General features: G+C 57.9%; 16 protein-coding genes and 1 tRNA gene. 8 read left to right on the top strand and 9 right to left on the bottom strand.

Going from position 1 to position 17072, the window contains the following annotated elements:
• Positions 1-359 precede the first annotated feature (359 nt).
• The 4 genes from LEP6406_RS0218020 (at position 360) to LEP6406_RS28740 (ending at position 3509) form a co-directional block, all read left to right on the top strand.
• A complete protein-coding gene (locus LEP6406_RS0218020; protein ID WP_008313519.1) occupies positions 360-821 on the top strand; it encodes a MarR family winged helix-turn-helix transcriptional regulator in 462 nt (153 codons plus the stop codon).
• Positions 822-1309: 488 nt separating this feature from the next.
• Positions 1310-2122, top strand: coding sequence for an ABC transporter ATP-binding protein (locus LEP6406_RS0218025; protein ID WP_008313518.1), 813 nt, complete (start codon positions 1310-1312; stop codon positions 2120-2122).
• Positions 2079-2915, top strand: a complete 837-nt coding sequence (locus tag LEP6406_RS0218030; protein WP_008313516.1) for an ABC transporter permease — start codon at positions 2079-2081, stop codon at positions 2913-2915. Before LEP6406_RS0218025 ends, LEP6406_RS0218030 begins: the two co-directional genes overlap by 44 nt.
• A gap of 216 nt (positions 2916-3131) precedes the next feature.
• Positions 3132-3509 (top strand): DUF7980 family protein, encoded by a 378-nt coding sequence (locus LEP6406_RS28740; RefSeq protein ID WP_225886568.1) that lies wholly within the window; start codon positions 3132-3134, stop codon positions 3507-3509.
• 17 nt (positions 3510-3526) lie between these two features.
• Here LEP6406_RS28740 and LEP6406_RS0218040 read toward each other — a convergent pair whose 3' ends face one another.
• The 4 genes from LEP6406_RS0218040 to LEP6406_RS0218055 form a co-directional block, all read right to left on the bottom strand.
• Positions 3527-4336 (bottom strand): ABC transporter permease, encoded by an 810-nt coding sequence (locus LEP6406_RS0218040; protein ID WP_008313514.1) that lies wholly within the window; start codon positions 4334-4336, stop codon positions 3527-3529.
• 1 nt (position 4337) lies between these two features.
• Positions 4338-5330, bottom strand: coding sequence for an ABC transporter permease (locus LEP6406_RS0218045; RefSeq protein WP_008313513.1), 993 nt, complete (start codon positions 5328-5330; stop codon positions 4338-4340).
• A 239-nt stretch (positions 5331-5569) separates the two neighbouring features.
• The gene (locus LEP6406_RS0218050; RefSeq protein WP_008313512.1) at positions 5570-6874 is read right to left on the bottom strand and encodes an ABC transporter substrate-binding protein; all 1305 of its coding nucleotides are present in this window, start codon (positions 6872-6874) and stop codon (positions 5570-5572) included.
• A gap of 118 nt (positions 6875-6992) precedes the next feature.
• Positions 6993-8195 carry an ABC transporter ATP-binding protein gene (locus LEP6406_RS0218055; RefSeq protein WP_008313511.1) on the bottom strand — a complete coding sequence of 401 codons (1203 nt, stop codon included), beginning with the start codon at positions 8193-8195 and terminating at the stop codon, positions 6993-6995.
• A 248-nt stretch (positions 8196-8443) separates the two neighbouring features.
• Between LEP6406_RS0218055 and LEP6406_RS0218060 the strand changes: the two genes are divergently transcribed.
• Complete coding sequence (locus LEP6406_RS0218060; protein WP_008313510.1) at positions 8444-9679, top strand: LL-diaminopimelate aminotransferase; 1236 nt, start codon at positions 8444-8446, stop codon at positions 9677-9679.
• 374 nt (positions 9680-10053) lie between these two features.
• Here LEP6406_RS0218060 and LEP6406_RS0218065 read toward each other — a convergent pair whose 3' ends face one another.
• Positions 10054-10728, bottom strand: a complete 675-nt coding sequence (locus LEP6406_RS0218065; RefSeq protein WP_008313508.1) for an L-threonylcarbamoyladenylate synthase — start codon at positions 10726-10728, stop codon at positions 10054-10056.
• Between the two features lie 259 nt (positions 10729-10987).
• On the opposite strand from LEP6406_RS0218065, the gene LEP6406_RS0218070 reads away from it, so the two are divergent.
• Positions 10988-11299: a TMEM14 family protein gene (locus tag LEP6406_RS0218070; RefSeq protein WP_008313506.1), complete on the top strand. Its 312-nt coding sequence runs from the start codon at positions 10988-10990 to the stop codon at positions 11297-11299.
• On the opposite strand, the gene LEP6406_RS0218075 is transcribed toward LEP6406_RS0218070, so the two are convergent.
• The 3 genes from LEP6406_RS0218075 to LEP6406_RS33900 all read right to left on the bottom strand — a co-directional run bounded on the left by LEP6406_RS0218075 (position 11282) and on the right by LEP6406_RS33900 (position 13154).
• Positions 11282-12391, bottom strand: coding sequence for a tetratricopeptide repeat protein (locus LEP6406_RS0218075; RefSeq protein WP_008313504.1), 1110 nt, complete (start codon positions 12389-12391; stop codon positions 11282-11284). The two genes, LEP6406_RS0218070 and LEP6406_RS0218075, sit on opposite strands and share 18 nt — an antisense overlap.
• A 331-nt stretch (positions 12392-12722) precedes the next feature.
• A tRNA-Thr gene (locus tag LEP6406_RS0218080) sits at positions 12723-12795 on the bottom strand.
• Positions 12796-12911: 116 nt separating this feature from the next.
• The gene (locus LEP6406_RS33900; protein WP_225886569.1) at positions 12912-13154 is read right to left on the bottom strand and encodes a hypothetical protein; all 243 of its coding nucleotides are present in this window, start codon (positions 13152-13154) and stop codon (positions 12912-12914) included.
• Between the two features lie 114 nt (positions 13155-13268).
• Between LEP6406_RS33900 and LEP6406_RS0218085 the strand changes: the two genes are divergently transcribed.
• Together LEP6406_RS0218085 and LEP6406_RS0218090 are read left to right on the top strand one after the other, a co-directional pair.
• Complete coding sequence (locus LEP6406_RS0218085; protein WP_036030967.1) at positions 13269-15551, top strand: ATP-dependent helicase; 2283 nt, start codon at positions 13269-13271, stop codon at positions 15549-15551.
• Positions 15552-15712: 161 nt separating this feature from the next.
• A complete protein-coding gene (locus LEP6406_RS0218090; RefSeq protein ID WP_008313499.1) occupies positions 15713-15952 on the top strand; it encodes a UPF0175 family protein in 240 nt (79 codons plus the stop codon).
• 84 nt (positions 15953-16036) lie between these two features.
• Here LEP6406_RS0218090 and LEP6406_RS0218095 read toward each other — a convergent pair whose 3' ends face one another.
• The gene (locus LEP6406_RS0218095) at positions 16037-17044 is read right to left on the bottom strand and encodes a cysteine hydrolase family protein (protein ID WP_008313496.1); all 1008 of its coding nucleotides are present in this window, start codon (positions 17042-17044) and stop codon (positions 16037-16039) included.
• Positions 17045-17072: the final 28 nt, after the last annotated feature.

The following is a 17072-nucleotide window of genomic DNA, read 5'->3' on the forward strand; positions in this document are numbered from 1 at the left end:
ACTCAGACTTAGGGTTACCCCTGATTTGTAGCGCGGCCATCCTGCGGTGCATTGCTTCGCGTGGGCGAAGCAATGCACCCTACGGAACCCTAAAAATTAAGCTTGACGCTGCACTAGGCACCAGAGGTAATGCATTCACTGGCAAATTCGTAGCGTTTGGCCTGAATGAGATCAAAATCGAAATGGTGCGATCGCTAGGGGGCATAGCCATGGGATGCCTGTCTCAGCCGATGGCCCCAGTGTAAGGGGCAGGGCTGACCAATGACCTGCCGCACCTTTACACGTCTTTATGAGTAGGCAAGTCCAGCTAAACTTGCGTTAGGCTAATGATTAGTTTAGCTAACCATTAGCGCTGCCTGATGAGCCCAGTCATTCCCCAGGACGTTGTCACACCCGCCCAATGCGCCACTGACATCATGGCGGTGATTCCCGCCATGACCCGATTTTTGCGGGCAGAGCTTCGCAGCCACGGCCAGCCGCACTTTTCCCTCTCCCAACTGCGGGTGTTGTATTTCCTCCGTCGCCAGCCCCACTCCTCCCTATCTGAAGTGGCGGATTATCTGGATGTTACCCGTCCCACCATGTCCGCCATGGTCGAGCGCCTCGTGCAGCGCGGCTTGGTGCAGCGCATCGACAATCCCCAGGAGCGGCGGCGAGTTGCCCTGACCTTAACTGCGGCGGGACTCGCTGAGATGGAGCAGGTGTACGGATCCACCGTGGCCACCGTGGCGCAGCGAATCGAGGTGCTTTCTGAAGAGAAACTGCATCAGGTCAGGGTGGGGTTGGCCATTCTCGGCGACCTGTTTGAGGAGACCCGTTGAGGGGAGTGGAGGGGTGTGAGGGTGGATGGGTAGGGGGTGAAGGGTGAAGGGTGAAGGGGTGACCACAAGGGATTGCCCCTACGCAATCTATCTGTCACCTGCTGCATTGGGCGGGGAAACCGCGCCCCTACCCAAACCCCAACACAGTTAATACCAAATCCGAGTCACATAACCCCGATTCCCAAACGGTCAAACTGTAGAGGCGAATGGCATTCACCCTTTTGAATCGGGGGTAACTAAGCAGGATTTAGTATAAGTCACTGTCCACCGTTCCCTAAAGCACATACCTGGATTGGTGGGCGATGCCCACCCTACGGTTCTGTCACCCCCTGCATTGGGCGCGGAAACCGCGCCCCTACGGCATCAATTCAAAACTCAAAACTCAAAACTCCTAGAACCTGTCCCCCCTCACCCCTAAGCCCTCCGGGCAGGCTTCGCCAACACTCCCCCACCCCAACACTCCCCCACCCCATCACTCCCCCACTCCCATGCCCATCCTCACCCTCCACGACCTCACCAAATCCTTCGGTTCTAGAGCCGCTGTTGATGCCTTCAGTCTGTCGGTGGAGGCGGGGGAGGTGTTTGGTCTACTGGGGCCGAATGGTGCCGGAAAAAGTACCCTGATCAAGATGCTGATTACCCTGTTGCCCGCTAGTGCCGGTCAGGCGCTGGTGGCAGGGTACGATATTGCCCGCCAGCCCATGGCGGTGCGACGGTGTATTGGCTATGTGCCCCAAGCCCTGTCGGTGGATGGCACCCTGACGGGCCATGAAAATCTGTTGATTTTGGCCAAGCTCTACGGCGTGCCCTCCCGGCAGCGGCGGCAGCGGATCAAGGCTGCCCTGCATTATGTGGGGTTAGAGTCGGTGGCCCAGCGGTTGGTGAATACCTATTCCGGGGGCATGATTCGGCGGTTGGAAATTGCCCAGGCCACCCTGCACCATCCCCTGATCCTATTTCTGGATGAGCCCACGGTGGGGCTAGATCCGGTGGCCCGCAAGGCGATGTGGGAACTGATCCTACAACTGCGACGGGATCACAATACGACGGTTTTTTTGACTACCCACTTTATGGACGAGGCGGATGCCCTGTGCGATCGCATTGCCATTCTGTACCAGGGGCAGCAGGTGGCCATCGGTACCCCCGACAGCCTCAAGGCATCCCTGCATCACCGGGATGCCACCCTGGATGATGTCTTCATCCATTACACCGGGGACGATCTCGCCACTAACGCTATTCAGGAAAAGGGAAACTACAGTGACACTTCAACCACACGACGCAGCGCGCAACGGCTGGGCTAGACCCAACCCCATCGGCTTTGCCATCTATGAATTTGGCACCAAAGCCTTGGTGGCGGCGGAGCTGGAAATCCGCAAGCTGCGCCACGACCCAATTCAACTCCTGACCCGCGCGGTGCAGCCCGTGCTATGGCTGACCATTTTTGGCCAGGTGTTTACCCAGGTGCGGGGCATTCCCACCGGGAACCTCAGCTATATGGACTTCATGACACCGGGGATTTTGGCCCAAAGCGTCCTGTTTATGTCGATTTTCACGGGGCTGCTCGTGATTTGGGAAAAAGACTTGGGCATTTTGCACAAGCTAATGGTAAGCCCAGCGCCCCACTCGGCCCTGGTACTGGGAAAAACCATGGGGGCAGGGGTGCGGTGTCTGTCTCAACTGGTGATTGTCTACGGGGTAGCGGCGGCGTTGCGGGTTAATCTCGACTGGCATCCCCTGGCAATCCTGGGAGTTGCGATCGCAGTCATGGTAGGAGCCGCCCTCTTCTCAGCCCTGTCCCTGATGGTTGCCTGCTGGGCCAAAACCCATGAGCGGGTGATGGGGGTGGGCCAACTGCTGATGATGCCCCTCTTTTTTGCCAGCAATGCCATTTATCCGATTTCGATTATGCCGCCGTGGCTGCAAATCCTATCCCGGTTGAACCCGCTGACCTATTTGGTAGATGCCCTGCGGCATCTGATGCTAACGGAGCCCGCAGGCAACTACAGCCTCCTGCTTGATTTCGCCGTGTTGCTCAGCGTCACCACGGTTCTCATTGCCGGGTGTGGCCAGCTTTATCCGCGATTAGTGCGATAGCTCAGGCCAGGGGGAGGGCCGAATCGACCCTCCCCATAACGCGGCTTTCCTTGCCACCCGTCCCTGGGCTCTTGTGGCGCTGGTGAAGCTGAGACAAGATGGAACGTATTCCCCCAACCCATCGTGGCCATGCCAGAGGAAAAATTAGCGGTAAAACAACCAGATGCCGACTCCTCCGCGTCCCTTTTCTGGCCTCGGCGGATTTGGGGTGGGGGTTTGGTACTTCTGGGTTACCTACTCTCTCCTCTCTGCTGGTGGAACGATGTCGTGTTCAATCTGCCCCTGGCCCTGGGTTTTGGCTACCTGCTCAGCCGCGTCTACCCCGATGCCCTGATTCCGCTGACGGTAGTGGGCTACTGGCTTTCTAATGTGGCCGGATTTATGTTGATGCAGCAGGGGGCTGTCACCGCTTTACACCGGGATACCTCTGATACCCCTAACCATAGCCTGCGGAATGGCCTAATCACCTCTACCCTTTACACCGTCGTAATTGTGGCGCTGCTGCAATTTCATATCCTCGACACCCCCGACTTTCTGGGTGAGGAGTTGAGCCCCACCCTCACCTCTATGCTGCCGGACTGGCTACCCTTATGACCCTTATGAGCAGATCCCTAGGTTCCTTGTTTGCGGGCGAGGAAACGGTAGGCAAAAAATGCGATCGCAATCATAGAGAACGAAAACAGGGTCGTCAGGGTTCCTAGGGCATAGAGAGCCGGAGACGTGACATTGGTGGTCATGCCAAAGATTTCCAGGGGTAGCGTGTTGTACTGGCCCGACACCAGGGAAGTCCGAGTAAATTCGTCATAGGACAGGGTAAAGGTCAGCATCCCCACCCCGATCAAACTGGGGGCGATCAAGGGCATGACAATTTCCCAGAAGGTCTTCACATCCGAGGCCCCCAGATCCCGCGCCGCCTCCTCATAGGACGGGTTAAAGCGGTTGAAAATCCCCAGCATGATCAAAAAGGCAATGGGCAGCGTCCAAGACAGGTGGGCTCCCAGGCCCGAAGTCAGCCAGTTCGTCGGCCAGCCAAACACCTGAAACATCACCCCAATCCCCAGAGAGATCAACACACTGGGGACAATCAGGCTAGAGATGGTCAAGTAAAACAGCCCGTTTGCCCCCCGAAAGCGATCGCGGAAGGCCATGCTGGAAAGCACCGACACCGTCGCCGCCAAAACCGTCACGATGGCCCCCAGCACCAGCGATCGTTGAAACGGCTCCACAAAATTGCCCACCCGCTGTTCTTGAAACACCTGCCCCAGCCAGTAGAAGCCAAAGCTTCGCACCGGGAAGGTCAGGGCTCCATCCGGTCCCTGGAGAGACAGGATAAAAATGGTGAGCATGGGACCGTAGAGAAACAGCACGAACAGCCCAAAGAATCCAGCCAAGAGGTAGAAAGATAGCGATCGCGGTTTCACCCTACAACTCCTTGCGAATATTGACGACCCGGAGAATCCCCACCACCAGCACCAGCGTCACCGCCAATAGCACCATGGCATTCGCCGCCGCGAGGGGATACTGCACACTCCCAATCTGAGTTTGAATCAGCTTGCCAATGGAAGCCGCCTGCCCGCCCCCCATCAGCCGCACAGTGATAAACTCCCCCATCACCAGCGTGACGATAAAGATCGACCCAATGGCAATTCCAGGAGCCGACAACGGTAAAATCACCTCCCGAAAAACCCCAAATCCCGACGCCCCCATATCCTCCGCCGCCGTAACGAGATTGCGATCGATCCGCATCAGGCTGTTGAAAATCGGTGCAATCATAAAAATGATGTAGAGATGCACCATCCCCAACACCACCGCAAAATCCGAGTAGAGCAAAAACTCCAGAGGTTGTTGAATCATGCCCATCCCCATCAGCATTTGATTCACCAACCCCTCCTTCCCCAACAGCGGCACCCAGGAAATCATCCGAATGATATTCGAGGTCCAAAAGGGAATCGTGCAGAGCAAAAACAACAAAATCTGCCACTGCAACTTGTGGACATGGAAAGACAGGAAATAGGCCACAGGATAGCCAATCAACAACGTCGCCAGCCACACCATGCCCACAAACTTGAAGGTATTCAAGTAGGTCTTCAGAGTGACTTCCGACGTGAAAATATTGACGTAATTATCCAGAGTAAAGGCCGGGGTCATGGAGTACCCCGTGAACTCCCAAAAGCTGACAATACCAATAAACAGAATGGGCACGACCAAAAACAGAAGCAACAGCAGCGCCTGGGGCGTTGCTAGCAGATAGGGCTTGAGGGTTTTCCAACTCTGGTCCATGGGGGAGTGTGTGTGGATGGGGTATTGGGGTGTTGAGGGGTGACAGGAGTTTTGAGTTTTGAGTTTTGAGTTGGTCGGGTAGGGGCGCAGTTTCCGCGCCCAGTGCAGCAGGTAACAAAACCGTAGGGTGGGCATTGCCCACCAATCCAGGTATGTGCTGTAGGGAACGGTGGACAGTGCCTTAACTGTGTTGGGTTTAGGGGCGCGGAAACCGCGCCCAATGCAGCAGGTGACAGATAGATCCCGTAGGGGCAATCCCTTGCCTGTCCTGAGCGGCGGAGTCGTTGGCGGAGCCTTCCCGGAGGGAATAGGATGGTCACCCTTCACCCATCCACCCTTCACCCTTCACTCATCCACCCAACACCCTCACACCCCTAACTAGCGATGAACTCATTCCACTTCTGCACCAGGTAGGTGTTCTCCGACATCGTGGAATTCCAGCAGACGATATTGCCAAAGCGTTCCTCAAAAGAGCCGCCATCGCGGGTAGCCCCCGTCTTCGCTAGGGTCTTACCAAAGGGATCCACAATGTCTTCAGGGGCAGATTGCCCTTCGTACCAGAAGGCCCACTCCGCCTCGGACATGTACTTCTTGGCATTTTCCGGGGCCGCACTGTAGTAGCCCTGGCGACCGAGGAAGGCTCCGACCCAGCCCTCTAGCATCCAGTTGATGTACTCATAGGCGGCATCTAGGGCGATACCATCCAGGTTTTTAGACAGACCAATGCCGCCGCCCCAGCCTCGGTAGCCTTCCTTCAGCGGGGCGTAGATGCACTCGACGCCCTGGGATTGGACGGCGGTGACAGCGGGGGACCACATGGATTGCAGCACCACCTCACCGGAGGACATCAGGTTCACCGACTCGTCAAAGGTTTTCCAGAAGGCGCGGAACTGCCCCGCTGCCTTTTGCTCCTTCAGGATTTCAATGATCTGATCAATTTCTTCCCGAGTCATGTTGCCCTTGTCGCCAAAGGTCATCAGCCCTAGGGCTTCTGCCACCATGGCGGCGTCCATGATGCCGATTTGGGGAATGTCGAGGATGGAGGTTTTACCTCGGAATTCTGCGTTGAAGAGTTCGCCCCAACTCTCGATGGTGCGCCCCACCAAGTCGGGTCGATAGCCCAGGGTGTCGGCGTTGTACTGGAAGGGAATGAGGGTGGCGTAGTCGGTGGGGGTGGCGGAAAATTCCGTAGAATCTGGCCCATCCAAGTACATGACTCGGTAGGGGGCGGTGCCTTGGGACGCCTCAACGGGCAGTCCCTCAAATTCCCCGGTACGGAAGAAGGAGACGATCTTGTCGTAGTCGGTAATGCGGCTGATTTCAATGGGTTTCAAGTTGCCGGAGGGCACGACCAGGGGCAGGCTGAAATATTCCCCGTCAAAAATGTCGTACTGACCGGGCTGGGTAATGGCGATCTGGTTGTTTTCTTCGGTACTCAGCGCCCGCATTTCAAATTTGAACCCTAGGTCTTCCTGGGCTTTGTCGCGGATTTCGTTGATTTGCGAAACCCCCGTCCCAATCAACCGCAAGGTGACATCTTTAATCTGGTTGGTGTTGACCTGGGGGCCAGAGGCGGGGTTATTGGGGGTGCCTGAGGGTGCACCGCAGCGGGCAGCGGCGACGGCGGCTCCGGTGGCGAGACCTGTGCGGATGAGTTGGCGGCGAGAAAGTTTGGCCATGGTGTCGTGAAAGTCCTTATGTTGTGGTCTACAGAGAGGGGAAAAGGGTTGGAGATCGAGCCTGAACCCAGGGGGATGGGCGCGACTCGTCCCCCACTAGAGGCGCTAGCTAGAGGCGCTAGCTGGGCAAAAATACGCCGTCATGGGCGGACCAGCGCAGGGTCACTAGTTGCCCCTCCTGCCCTCCGGCCTGCTGCCAGTCCTGGGTGCGGGCTTTGTACAGCATTTCTTGGCCGGTGGCCTCCACCAATAGGCCCACCCGTGTGACGTACCCCGTGAGTTCTACATCCACGATGCGGGCGGTGATGTGGTTGGCTTGGGGAGACGGGGAGGTGTCTGGGGTGGAACTGTGGGGCAGGACGGTGAGCAGGTCGGGTCGCACAGAACAGGCGGCCTCGGTGCCGGGGGGTAGGGCTTGGCCCCGGCAAAAGAGGGAGCCAATGCCGGGAATGGCGAGTTCAATGATGTCTAGCCCATCACTGTCGGGGACGGCCCCCACGACCTTGCCCTCGAAAATATTGTTGTCGCCGATGAATTTGGCGACAAAGCGGGAGGCAGGGGTGCTGAACAGATCTGTGGGGGTGGCGACTTGGTCGATGTGGCCGTGGTCCATGACCACCACTTGGTCGGAGAGGGCAAAGGCTTCTTCGACGTGGTGGGTGACTTGGATGAAGGTGAGGCCAAATTGCTTTTGGATCTTGCGTAACTCGCTCCGCATTCGCACCCGCAGGTTTTCGTCAAGGGCACTGAGGGGTTCGTCGAGCATCAGTACGCGGGGCCGGGTGACGAGGGCACGGGCGAGGGCGATGCGCTGTTGTTGACCGCCGCTGAGTTGGGTGGGTTTGCGATCGCAGGTATGGCTCAACCCCACCAGTTCCAAAATGTCCCCGACTCGGGTTTTGCGTTCGGCGGGGGCCACGCCGCGCATCTTGAGACCAAACTCGACATTTTGCCAAATGGTTTTGTGGGGAAAGAGGGCGTAGTTCTGGAACATCATGGCGGTGTTGCGCTTGGCAGCGGGAAGGCTGGTGACGCGGCGATCGCCGATATACACATCCCCACTGGAGGCAATTTCATGGCCGGCCACCATCCGCAGGGTGGTGGTTTTGCCACAGCCGCTCGGCCCCAGCAGGCAGCAGTAGGCCCCGGCGGGAATATCAAGCGTCAGGTCTTCTACTGCAACAAAGGATCCGTAGCGCTTGGTCAGCGATCGCAGGGACACCCCCGCCGCTGCCTGGGCAATGACCTGGTAGGTCTCCTCAGGGGTATGGGTCGGCAAGGCAGAGGCTGTCGCTGGGGTGGATGATGTACCGGTGCGCATGGGGCAGAATCCTCTGGGGGAGTAGGGGGGGGAGAAGCGACGCATCACCCCAGCCCTAAAAATTAGCCTGAATACTGTATACAATTGACTGCCCGATGACGGGGTAGCCTGGGTTACCGTTTGCTGAGTTCTGGGGACCAAACGAGGGGAATCGGCACACCCGCTCAGGCAGGTCGGGAGTCCCCGCGATCGCAGTAAGCTGGATCGATAACGCCGTAACAAATTATTACCGACAGTCAACGACAGCTATGGTCACCATCAACGAAAACTATTTGAAGCTGAAGGCCGGGTACCTCTTTCCCGAAATTGCCCGTCGTGTCAGCACCTTTGCCGCCGCCCACCCCGACGCCGACCTCATCAAACTGGGCATTGGGGACGTGACCGAGCCCCTGCCAGAAGCCTGCCGCACCGCCATGATCAAGGCCGTGGATGATATGGGCGATCGCGCCACCTTCCACGGCTACGGTCCCGAGCAGGGCTACGCTTGGCTGCGGGAAAAGATTGCCCAACAGGACTTCCAGGCGCGAGGCTGCGATATCACCGCCGATGAAATCTTCATCTCCGACGGATCCAAGTGCGACTGCGGCAACATTTTGGATATCTTCGGCCACGACAACACCATTGCCGTCACCGATCCGGTTTACCCCGTCTATGTCGATACCAATGTCATGGCGGGCCATACGGGAGATGCCAGCGAAGATGGCAAATACGAGGGGCTGGTGTACCTGCCCATTTCCGCTGAAAATAACTTCACCGCTGAGATTCCCAAGCAGAAAGTAGACCTGATCTACCTCTGCTTTCCCAACAATCCCACCGGAGCCACCGCCACCCGAGCCCACCTCGAATCCTGGGTCGCCTACGCCCAGGAACACGGCTCACTGATTCTCTTTGATGCGGCCTACGAAGCCTTCATCACCGACCCCACCATGCCCCACTCGATTTACGAAGTGCCGGGGGCACGGGACTGTGCCATTGAGTTTCGATCCTTCTCTAAAAATGCAGGCTTCACCGGCACCCGCTGCGCCTTTACCGTGATGCCCAAAACCCTGAAGGTCAAAGCCTCCGATGGTTCCGCCGTGGATCTCCATCGGCTCTGGAATCGTCGTCAGGCCACCAAGTTCAATGGCGTCTCCTACATCATTCAGCGGGGGGCGGAGGCGGTGTACTCCGAGGCCGGACAGAGTCAAATCCAAGCCCTGATCCGCTTCTATCTCGAAAATGCCCGCATCATCCGGGAGCAGCTTTCCGCCGCTGGCATCACCACCTACGGCGGCGTCAACGCCCCCTATGTCTGGGTCAAGACCCCCCATGGCCTCTCTAGCTGGGATTTCTTCGACAAGTTGCTGCACACCTGCAACGTCGTCGGCACTCCCGGCTCCGGCTTTGGCGCGGCTGGGGAGGGCTATCTGCGAATCTCCGCTTTCAACAGCCGGGAGAACGTGGAACAAGCCATGACCCGCATCACCGCCAATTTCCAAGGTTAGGGAAATTGCAGGAAAATAAACTACCCGCCGATCGGGCTTTCTCCCTTCGGGAGAAAACCTGGCCACTGGGTAAACTATTAACCCGCAGATCCCTTAGTACGCGCCAGGGTGGGTTTTGAGCCTCCCATTCGGGATTTCCCCGTCAATACGAGCCAAACCCGCCCCTACGGGAATAACCCCAATACCCCCACACCCCTGACCCACCCCGCCCTTCGGGCACCCCTCCCAAGAGGGGATGTTAACGGAAATCACCCTAATTCCCCTGCAAGGGCGAGCGCCGCTCGCCCCTACCCACCCCAATACCGATCACCCGGCAACAAGGGCAACCACAAGGGATTGCCCCTACGGGATCTACGCCGCCCCTCACACTCCCCCTACCCCTTACCCTCAAACCCATCCACCCTCACACTCCCCATCACCCTCACCGCCCCCTGCCGCAGAACCTCCCACCCCTTTCCCGTCCAGCGCACAACGGTAGAGGGAGAGCCGGAGGCGACTATGGAAATGGGGCCAATCTCGTCGGTCAGGGTTGCGATGGCCAAAGGCCGGTCAAAGACCATCGCAGATTCAGCCAGGATTAACAATTGGGGAAATTGGGCGGCGATATCCGTCATTTGGGTCAAGGGAGGCTGCCCAGAACGGTTGACGCTGGTGGTGGCCAAAGGTCCGGTGCGGGCCAGTAGGTGGCGGGCCAGGGGATGGTTGGGGACACGGATGCCCAGGGTGCCGGTCCCCTGGGGGTTCATGGCGGCGGGGACGCGATCGCTGGCAGGAAGCACCAGGGTCAGGGCTCCCGGCCAATACTGGGCGGCGACGGCTTGCCAGGTTTGGATCTCCGCCGCCGTCCCCACCACATAGGGCAACAAATCGGCGAGATCGGCCCCCATCAGGATCAAGGGCTTGCCCGTGGGACGGTCCTTTAGGGCATAAATGCGATCGCTCTGGTCGGGTCGGGCCGCTAGGGCCGGGACGGTATCCGTGGGGAAACTGCCCAGGGCCGCACCTGAGGCGACCTGGGTTACAAATTCCTCTAAAGCAACTTGGGGCATAGTCTTGGCATCCGATCGGATTGAGATTCGGATTTAGGGGTATCAACTCAAAGCGGGACAAATCTCGTGGGTAGGAGTTAGGAGCCAGGAGAGTACTGAATTCTGGCTCCTAACTCCTGAATTCCTCGGAGCCAATATTGTCTCGGCTTACGTTGATGCCCGGATTTAGAATTCAGATTTAGAGTTGATACAAAATCCTGAGGGCTGACCCTCTTTTTGGGAAACTCGAAGCTGGTGTAAAGGCATTGGAGTAGGGGGTATGGTGATTCCAGCGATCGCAGCATTTGGGTACGGAGCCTTGGCCTTGGTGGGGGGCATTATTGGCTTTCTCCAAGTCCGCAGTAAGGTCTCACTGATTTCGGGCCTAGTCAGCGGTATTTTACTGGCCATTAGCGGGCTGGGCATCGTTAAGGGACAACCCTGGGGATTGGGACTTGCGATCGCAGTAACGATCCTACTGTTAATCGTCTTTGTGGTGCGTTTGATTAAAACCCGCAAGGTGATGCCAGCGGGGTTGATGGTGGCAGCGGGCTTAGTCGCAGGAGCAACCCTGCTAACCGGGCTGGGATAGCCCTTCCCTTCCCTCAGAATATTGCAGAAAATGTAGGCTGCTGTAGAGGTGAAAAGCGGGATCCCAATTGGTTTCCTTAAAGCGCACTAGGGGAATGCGGTGGGCCATAGAGGGCATCAGATCCACAAATTCCACCGCCCCCTCCCCAAAGGAGGCAAATTGGTCATGGCGGTGGCCCTGAATCTTGCCCTGGATGTAGCTCACCAGTGCATTCCATTGGGGACGGGTGGAGGTCTGCTGATCGGGAATACGATCGCCATTGGGCAGGGGATTGCCCTGGCGAAATTGGTAGGTGCGATCGCATATCCGCAGCACACAGCGACGGCCATGGAAATGGAGGTCTAAGACCTCCGCGTAGTCCTGCGTCTTGTCCTTGCGGAGAATTTCTCCCCAGGGGCCACGATCCACCACAGACTCAAACAGAGGCAGCAGACCCCGCACCCCCTGGGTCACTTCGTCCCACTGGAAACCAATTTCCCCCAGTTGCCCCTGATCGTTTTGGCACACCACCGACCCCTGGGGACTGACGGAGCGGAAGTACTGCACCCGAAAAACCTGCACAGCCTTGAGATCGGCATACTTGACCCAAAAAGCCGGGGTTTGGGCCTGAATCAAAGACTGGCCCAAATATTGCAACTCCCCAATTGGCCCCACCCGATACAGTCGCCATGCCTTGCTGGGCAATTGCAGCCGCGCCATGTAGGGATCCATCTGCATCACCTTGGCAAGCCCCTGGGCCGCTGCGGTGCGGGCCTCCCCCTGCACCGGCTTCAGGCATAGAATGCCGGGATCCTCGCTACCCGGTATCGCCCGCACCGTTTCCAGGGCTTCTTCCCGCGCCTGGAGCAAATGGGTCTGGACCCGCTGGATGCCCTGACGGGCCAGGGTCATCAGTTTCGGTAAGGTGACCTGGCGCAGCAGGCGCAGATAGGTCTTCTCCGCTGATTCCCACCGTTCCGTCGCTTCCTGGTAACGCCCAATGGTCAGCAGCAGCCAGGGATCCCCCGGCTGCTGCTGCTTCCAGGTTTGTAGGAGATCCGCAGCGGTATGGTAATCCCCTTGCTCTAGGGCCGCATTAACTAAATCCTTCATGATCTAAGGGTGAAGGGTCGGAGTGGTTTTATTCTAGGGCGAGATTGGGGGGAGGGTTATAGCCTCTTTGCCCAAAGCTTAGGGACGTGCGTCTAAATAAAGTACCGGAACCGTTGAGCACTGGTAGGGTGCATAGCGCTAAGGCGCGGCTTCGCCCAGGCGAAGCAATGCACCAATAGGCAAGGTGGCAATTGGTACCTTATTTTCTTGCGAGTCCCTTAACCAAACGAACCCATAGATCCCTTGGCTTTAAGTCTCGCTGATCGCGCTTCTGGGCTGAAGCATAAAGAAAATCTCTGAAACCTTTGTGTTACAAGGGTTCTGGCTTGGAAGCTGGTGACAAGACTCGAACTTGCGACCGGCTGATTACAAATCAGCTGCTCTACCAACTGAGCTACACCAGCGTAATGGCCTACCAGTGTATCAAATCTTGGGTAGTGGCAGTGGACAAGAGAACGGTGCATTTGCCCAGGCGGACTCGGCTACTAACGGCGGTAAAGCGCGATCGCCTCCGCACTCGTTACCCCTTTCTCTTTCGGACTAACCCGCTGCCAGCAACCCGGTTTCTTAGGGCTCGCCATGCTGGGACAAACCAGCCCACCGGCCCATAGGGGTCGCCATTTTCCTGGCGCACCATGACTGAGGGCAGTACTTGGGGGGTACCGTAGTTGTCTTTGAGTTCCGTAGCCCAGCGGGAATGGATCATGGAAATGGGCACAGTGGTATATCTGCGGTGCATTGCTTCGCGTTTCGCAAGCGACATAAAAGGCGAAGCCGCGCCATAGCGCTATGCACCCTACGGAACCCTAAAAATTAAGCTGGACGTTGCCCTAAGCCGGGTCTAGCGATGGACCTTCCCCTTCGCTACGCTAAGGGGATGAAATTAACCTCTACCGATGCTCTAGCGAATCTCCGTGGCCAACTGCGGGTGGGTCAGCAGGCGTTGGCAGATTGGCGAGGGGGGCCGCTGGCGGTGTCGGCGGTGCCGGGGGCGGGCAAGTCTACAGGCATGGCGGCGGCTGCCGCGATCGCAATTTCTCGCTATGGATTAAATGCCCGTCACCAACTGGTATTGGTCACCTTTACCCGGTCAGCGGCGGCGAACCTGAAGGGAAAGGTGCGGCGGCATTTACTCGATCTGCACCTGCCACTGAATAGCTTTGTGGTCCACACCCTACACGGGCTAGCCCTGACCATCGCCACCCGCCATCCCGATCTGTCGGGCATCAGTCTGGAGAGCTTGACCCTGCTGACACCGAGCCAGGGGCATCGCTTGGTGCGGACCTGTGTGGAGCAGTGGATTGTGACCCACCCTGACGCCTACCAGCAGATGATTGAGGGGCGGCAGTTCGACGGGGAAGAGACGGAGCGGATGCGGCGGCAGTCTACACTGCGGACCGAGATTTTGCCTGCCCTAGCGACGACGGTGATCCATGAGGCCAAAAGTTCGGGGCTGATGCCGGAGGATTTAGCCACCTTGGCCCGCAATACCACCCGTGCCCTACCGGAGGGGGTGAAGGACTACGACGGGCTGGGCATTGCCGCTGGCCTATACGAGCGGTATCAAGCTCTGTTGGCCCAGCGGGGGTTTATCGACTACGACGACATGATTTTGGCGGCGCTGCGGGTGTTGGACTCCCCCGAGGCCCAGCAGTTTTGGCGATCGCGGATTTTTGCCGTCTTTGAGGACGAGGCCCAAGACTCGTCACCGCTGCAAACTCGGCTACTGGAAACCCTGGCGGCGGATCCGGTAGATCCCCAAGTGCCGCTGAATCTGGTGCGGGTAGGGGATCCCAACCAGGCGATTAACTCTACCTTTACCCCTGCTGATCCGGTATTTTTCAATCAATTTTGCGATCGCGCCCAAGCCCAGGGGCGGTTAGTGACCATGGACGAGGCGGGGCGCAGTACGGGGGTAATCATGGCGGCAGCCAATGGGCTGCTGCGCTGGGTCAACCAATCGGGACAGGCGGGGAATGAACAACCCTTTCGCTGGCAGCAGATTCGCCCGGTGCCACCGGGGGATCCCCAGCCCGACGCCAACCCGGCTCCCCTAGGGCAAGGGGTGGAGATACACCGACCGGATACGGTGACGGATACGGTGCGGTCCATTGCCCAGCGGGTTCTGGCCCTCTACGCAGCCGATCCCGAGATTCGCCTGGCCATTTTGGTGCGGGAGCACAAGCAGGGACGCTTCATCAGCAGCCTGCTCAACGATCCCAAAAGCCTGGGGGTGGATTTGCTCGCCACGGGGCTGCGGATTCTGGATGTGGGGGCGCAGGATCGTCAGACCCACGTCCCCTCAGAGGTGCTGGCGCTGTTGCAATTCATTGAGCGGCCCCATTCCCCCGATCGTCTCAAGGCGGCGTTGCAGGTACTCGTCAACCGCCAACGCCTCCCCACCCAAGATTTGAACCGCCTTGCCCAGCAGCCGGAGCAGTTTCTCTACCCCGGTCCCCTAGATCCCGCCCCTGCCCCCGAGGCCGCCCGCCAAGCCCAGCACCTCTGTACCGGGCTACTGCGATCGCGGTTAGAACTGCCCCCCTACCACCTGGTTCCCTTCATCGGCTTGACCCTGGGCTATAACCAGAGCGAACTGGCGACGGCGGATAAGCTTGCCGTCCGCCTTGCCCAGCAAACCCGTGAAGACAATACCCTGCGGGCCATGATCGCCACGCTCCAGGAGATCGTGGGGACAGAACGTTTTGAGGCAGTGGATACGGAGGATCGCGACGAGCGCTACACCCGCCCCGGCCAACTGACGTTGCTGACTATGCACAAGGCCAAGGGGCTGGACTGGGACGCGGTGTTTCTACCCTTTCTCCACAGCCGCACGATTCCAGGGAATCTGTGGGTTCCCCCCCAGCAGACCTTTCTGGGGGATTTCAGCCTGTCGGAGGTGGTGCGGGCTCAAATCCGGGCCGAAACCCATGCGGAACACAAGCCCGCCCCGATTCCCGATATCCTCACCGCCTGGAAGCAGGCCCAGGATCTAAAGGTGGCGGAGGAGTTTCGCCTCCTCTATGTGGCCATGACCCGCGCCAAGCGCTTGCTCTGGATTGCCGCTGCCCATCAGGCTCCCTTCACCTGGAGCAAGCCAGACAATCTTTCGGAGCTTCCCCCTTGTCCAGGGTTAAGCGCGATCGAAAATTCTGCCTAATATCAATCCTCAATACCGCCACGGCAACATCCCCAAAGATGACAATCGCAAGGTGTATCACTGGCACAGATGCACCATTTTTACACTTGCCAACAGCCTGACCTGTCCTTACTTTGGCTGTTACGATCTAAACAGAAGTCTGACGAGTTCGGGAAGCAACCATGAGTTTAGTGATTTCAGATGGCCTAGTAAAAGCTAGTGGCTTATCAGAAAAAGAATTGTTTGTAGAAATTGTAATTATGCTATTTTGTCAGGACAAAATTAGCTTGGGAAAAGCTAGTGAACTGATGGGATTACATCGGATGCAGCTTCAAAAACTGCTTTCTGATCGAGGTATCTGCGTCCATTATGATGTTGCTGAGTTTCAGGATGATCTCAAGGTTTTACAAGAAACTGAATAGCGATGATTATCGTAAGTAACACCTCACCAATTTCAAACTTGGCGAAAATTGGGCAACTCAGTCTAATACCAAAAATCTATGGCGCTATAGACCGGGCCAGTCAGCTAGGGGGGTGGCGGTGGTGACTCGGTGCATTCCGGCGGCGGCGAAGCGCTCGTAGGCAGACTCCGCTGCCTCGGTGAAGTCCACCACCCCAGGGACAACCACCGGAGAGGTGCAGTCCTCCAGCAGATACACCTTTTGCGCTAGCTTGGCATCACGGGCTTGGATTTCCGTCAGCAGATCATCCACGGTCCAGGCGACACAGTGGCTTTTGGCCTGTCCCGCCACGATGATGGCGTCAAAGCTGAGCAGGGTGTTAGTGAATGTGGTGTTTTTATGGGCGATCGCTACTCCCTGACCATCCTCCAGCACCTCGGGTCGCAACACCGAGTAGTTTTCCGTCAGGGGATTGTCCCCCTTGATTTCGTAGCGGGTGGGACTATTGCGCGCGATCGCATGGAAGAAACAAGCCTCCTCTACCGCCGACACTAGGGCGTGGCCGATGCCCCCCAGCATGGAGTGGTAAGGCCAGATGGTGAGGGGATATTTGCCGTCCTTTTCGAGGCGCTGGGTGTAGTGGAGGGCAAAGGCTTGTAGATCTGGGGCGCTGAGGTAGGGAGCCATCTGGGGATTTACCCGCCATTGTCCCTGCACCACATCCCCGTAGGTGATGGAGGTCATGGGGGCGGGGTGTTGGCCCTGGTCATCCACCCAGAATAGGGGATGGAAGATTTGAGCGGCGTTGTGGGTGTCGAGGGTAGGCGCGATCGCGGTGATCCGCCCCAGGTTGCTATAGATAAACTCGCACAGCCGCCGATTGTCCTCCACTGCGCCCCGCCCAGAACGCCCGCCGACGAACAGCTCGAAATCCGGTAGGCAGAAGGTATTTTGCACATCGATTAACAGCAGACAGATCCGCACCGTATCCTCGCTGGCAGCGGTGATGTGATGCTCTGTCGCCCAGGTTCGGGCGGCGGTGGCGCGGTCTTGGTAGGGAACTCGGTAGACCGTTTCTACTTGGTCGGGGGTGAAGAAGTTGGGGAGGGGCATGGGGGGTGATGGGGTGATGGGGTGTTGG

It is taken from the genome of Leptolyngbya sp. PCC 6406 (assembly GCF_000332095.2).
GTDB lineage: Bacteria > Cyanobacteriota > Cyanobacteriia > Phormidesmidales > Phormidesmidaceae > PCC-6406.

Excerpts from the sequence above, each read along its gene's own strand:
- LEP6406_RS0218020 (WP_008313519.1), top strand. The coding sequence starts at position 360 with ATGAGCCCAGTCATTCCCCAGGACGTTGTCACACCCGCCCAATGCGCC.
- LEP6406_RS0218025 (WP_008313518.1), top strand. The coding sequence starts at position 1,310 with ATGCCCATCCTCACCCTCCACGACCTCACCAAATCCTTCGGTTCTAGA.
- LEP6406_RS0218045 (WP_008313513.1), bottom strand. The coding sequence starts at position 5,330 with ATGCCCACCCTACGGTTTTGTTACCTGCTGCACTGGGCGCGGAAACTG.
- LEP6406_RS0218050 (WP_008313512.1), bottom strand. The coding sequence starts at position 6,874 with ATGGCCAAACTTTCTCGCCGCCAACTCATCCGCACAGGTCTCGCCACC.
- LEP6406_RS0218055 (WP_008313511.1), bottom strand. The coding sequence starts at position 8,195 with ATGCGCACCGGTACATCATCCACCCCAGCGACAGCCTCTGCCTTGCCG.
- LEP6406_RS0218060 (WP_008313510.1), top strand. The coding sequence starts at position 8,444 with ATGGTCACCATCAACGAAAACTATTTGAAGCTGAAGGCCGGGTACCTC.
- LEP6406_RS0218065 (WP_008313508.1), bottom strand. The coding sequence starts at position 10,728 with ATGCCCCAAGTTGCTTTAGAGGAATTTGTAACCCAGGTCGCCTCAGGT.
- LEP6406_RS0218070 (WP_008313506.1), top strand. The coding sequence starts at position 10,988 with ATGGTGATTCCAGCGATCGCAGCATTTGGGTACGGAGCCTTGGCCTTG.
- LEP6406_RS0218075 (WP_008313504.1), bottom strand. The coding sequence starts at position 12,391 with ATGAAGGATTTAGTTAATGCGGCCCTAGAGCAAGGGGATTACCATACC.
- LEP6406_RS33900 (WP_225886569.1), bottom strand. The coding sequence starts at position 13,154 with ATGTCGCTTGCGAAACGCGAAGCAATGCACCGCAGATATACCACTGTG.
- LEP6406_RS0218085 (WP_036030967.1), top strand. The coding sequence starts at position 13,269 with ATGAAATTAACCTCTACCGATGCTCTAGCGAATCTCCGTGGCCAACTG.
- LEP6406_RS0218090 (WP_008313499.1), top strand. The coding sequence starts at position 15,713 with ATGAGTTTAGTGATTTCAGATGGCCTAGTAAAAGCTAGTGGCTTATCA.
- LEP6406_RS0218095 (WP_008313496.1), bottom strand. The coding sequence starts at position 17,044 with ATGCCCCTCCCCAACTTCTTCACCCCCGACCAAGTAGAAACGGTCTAC.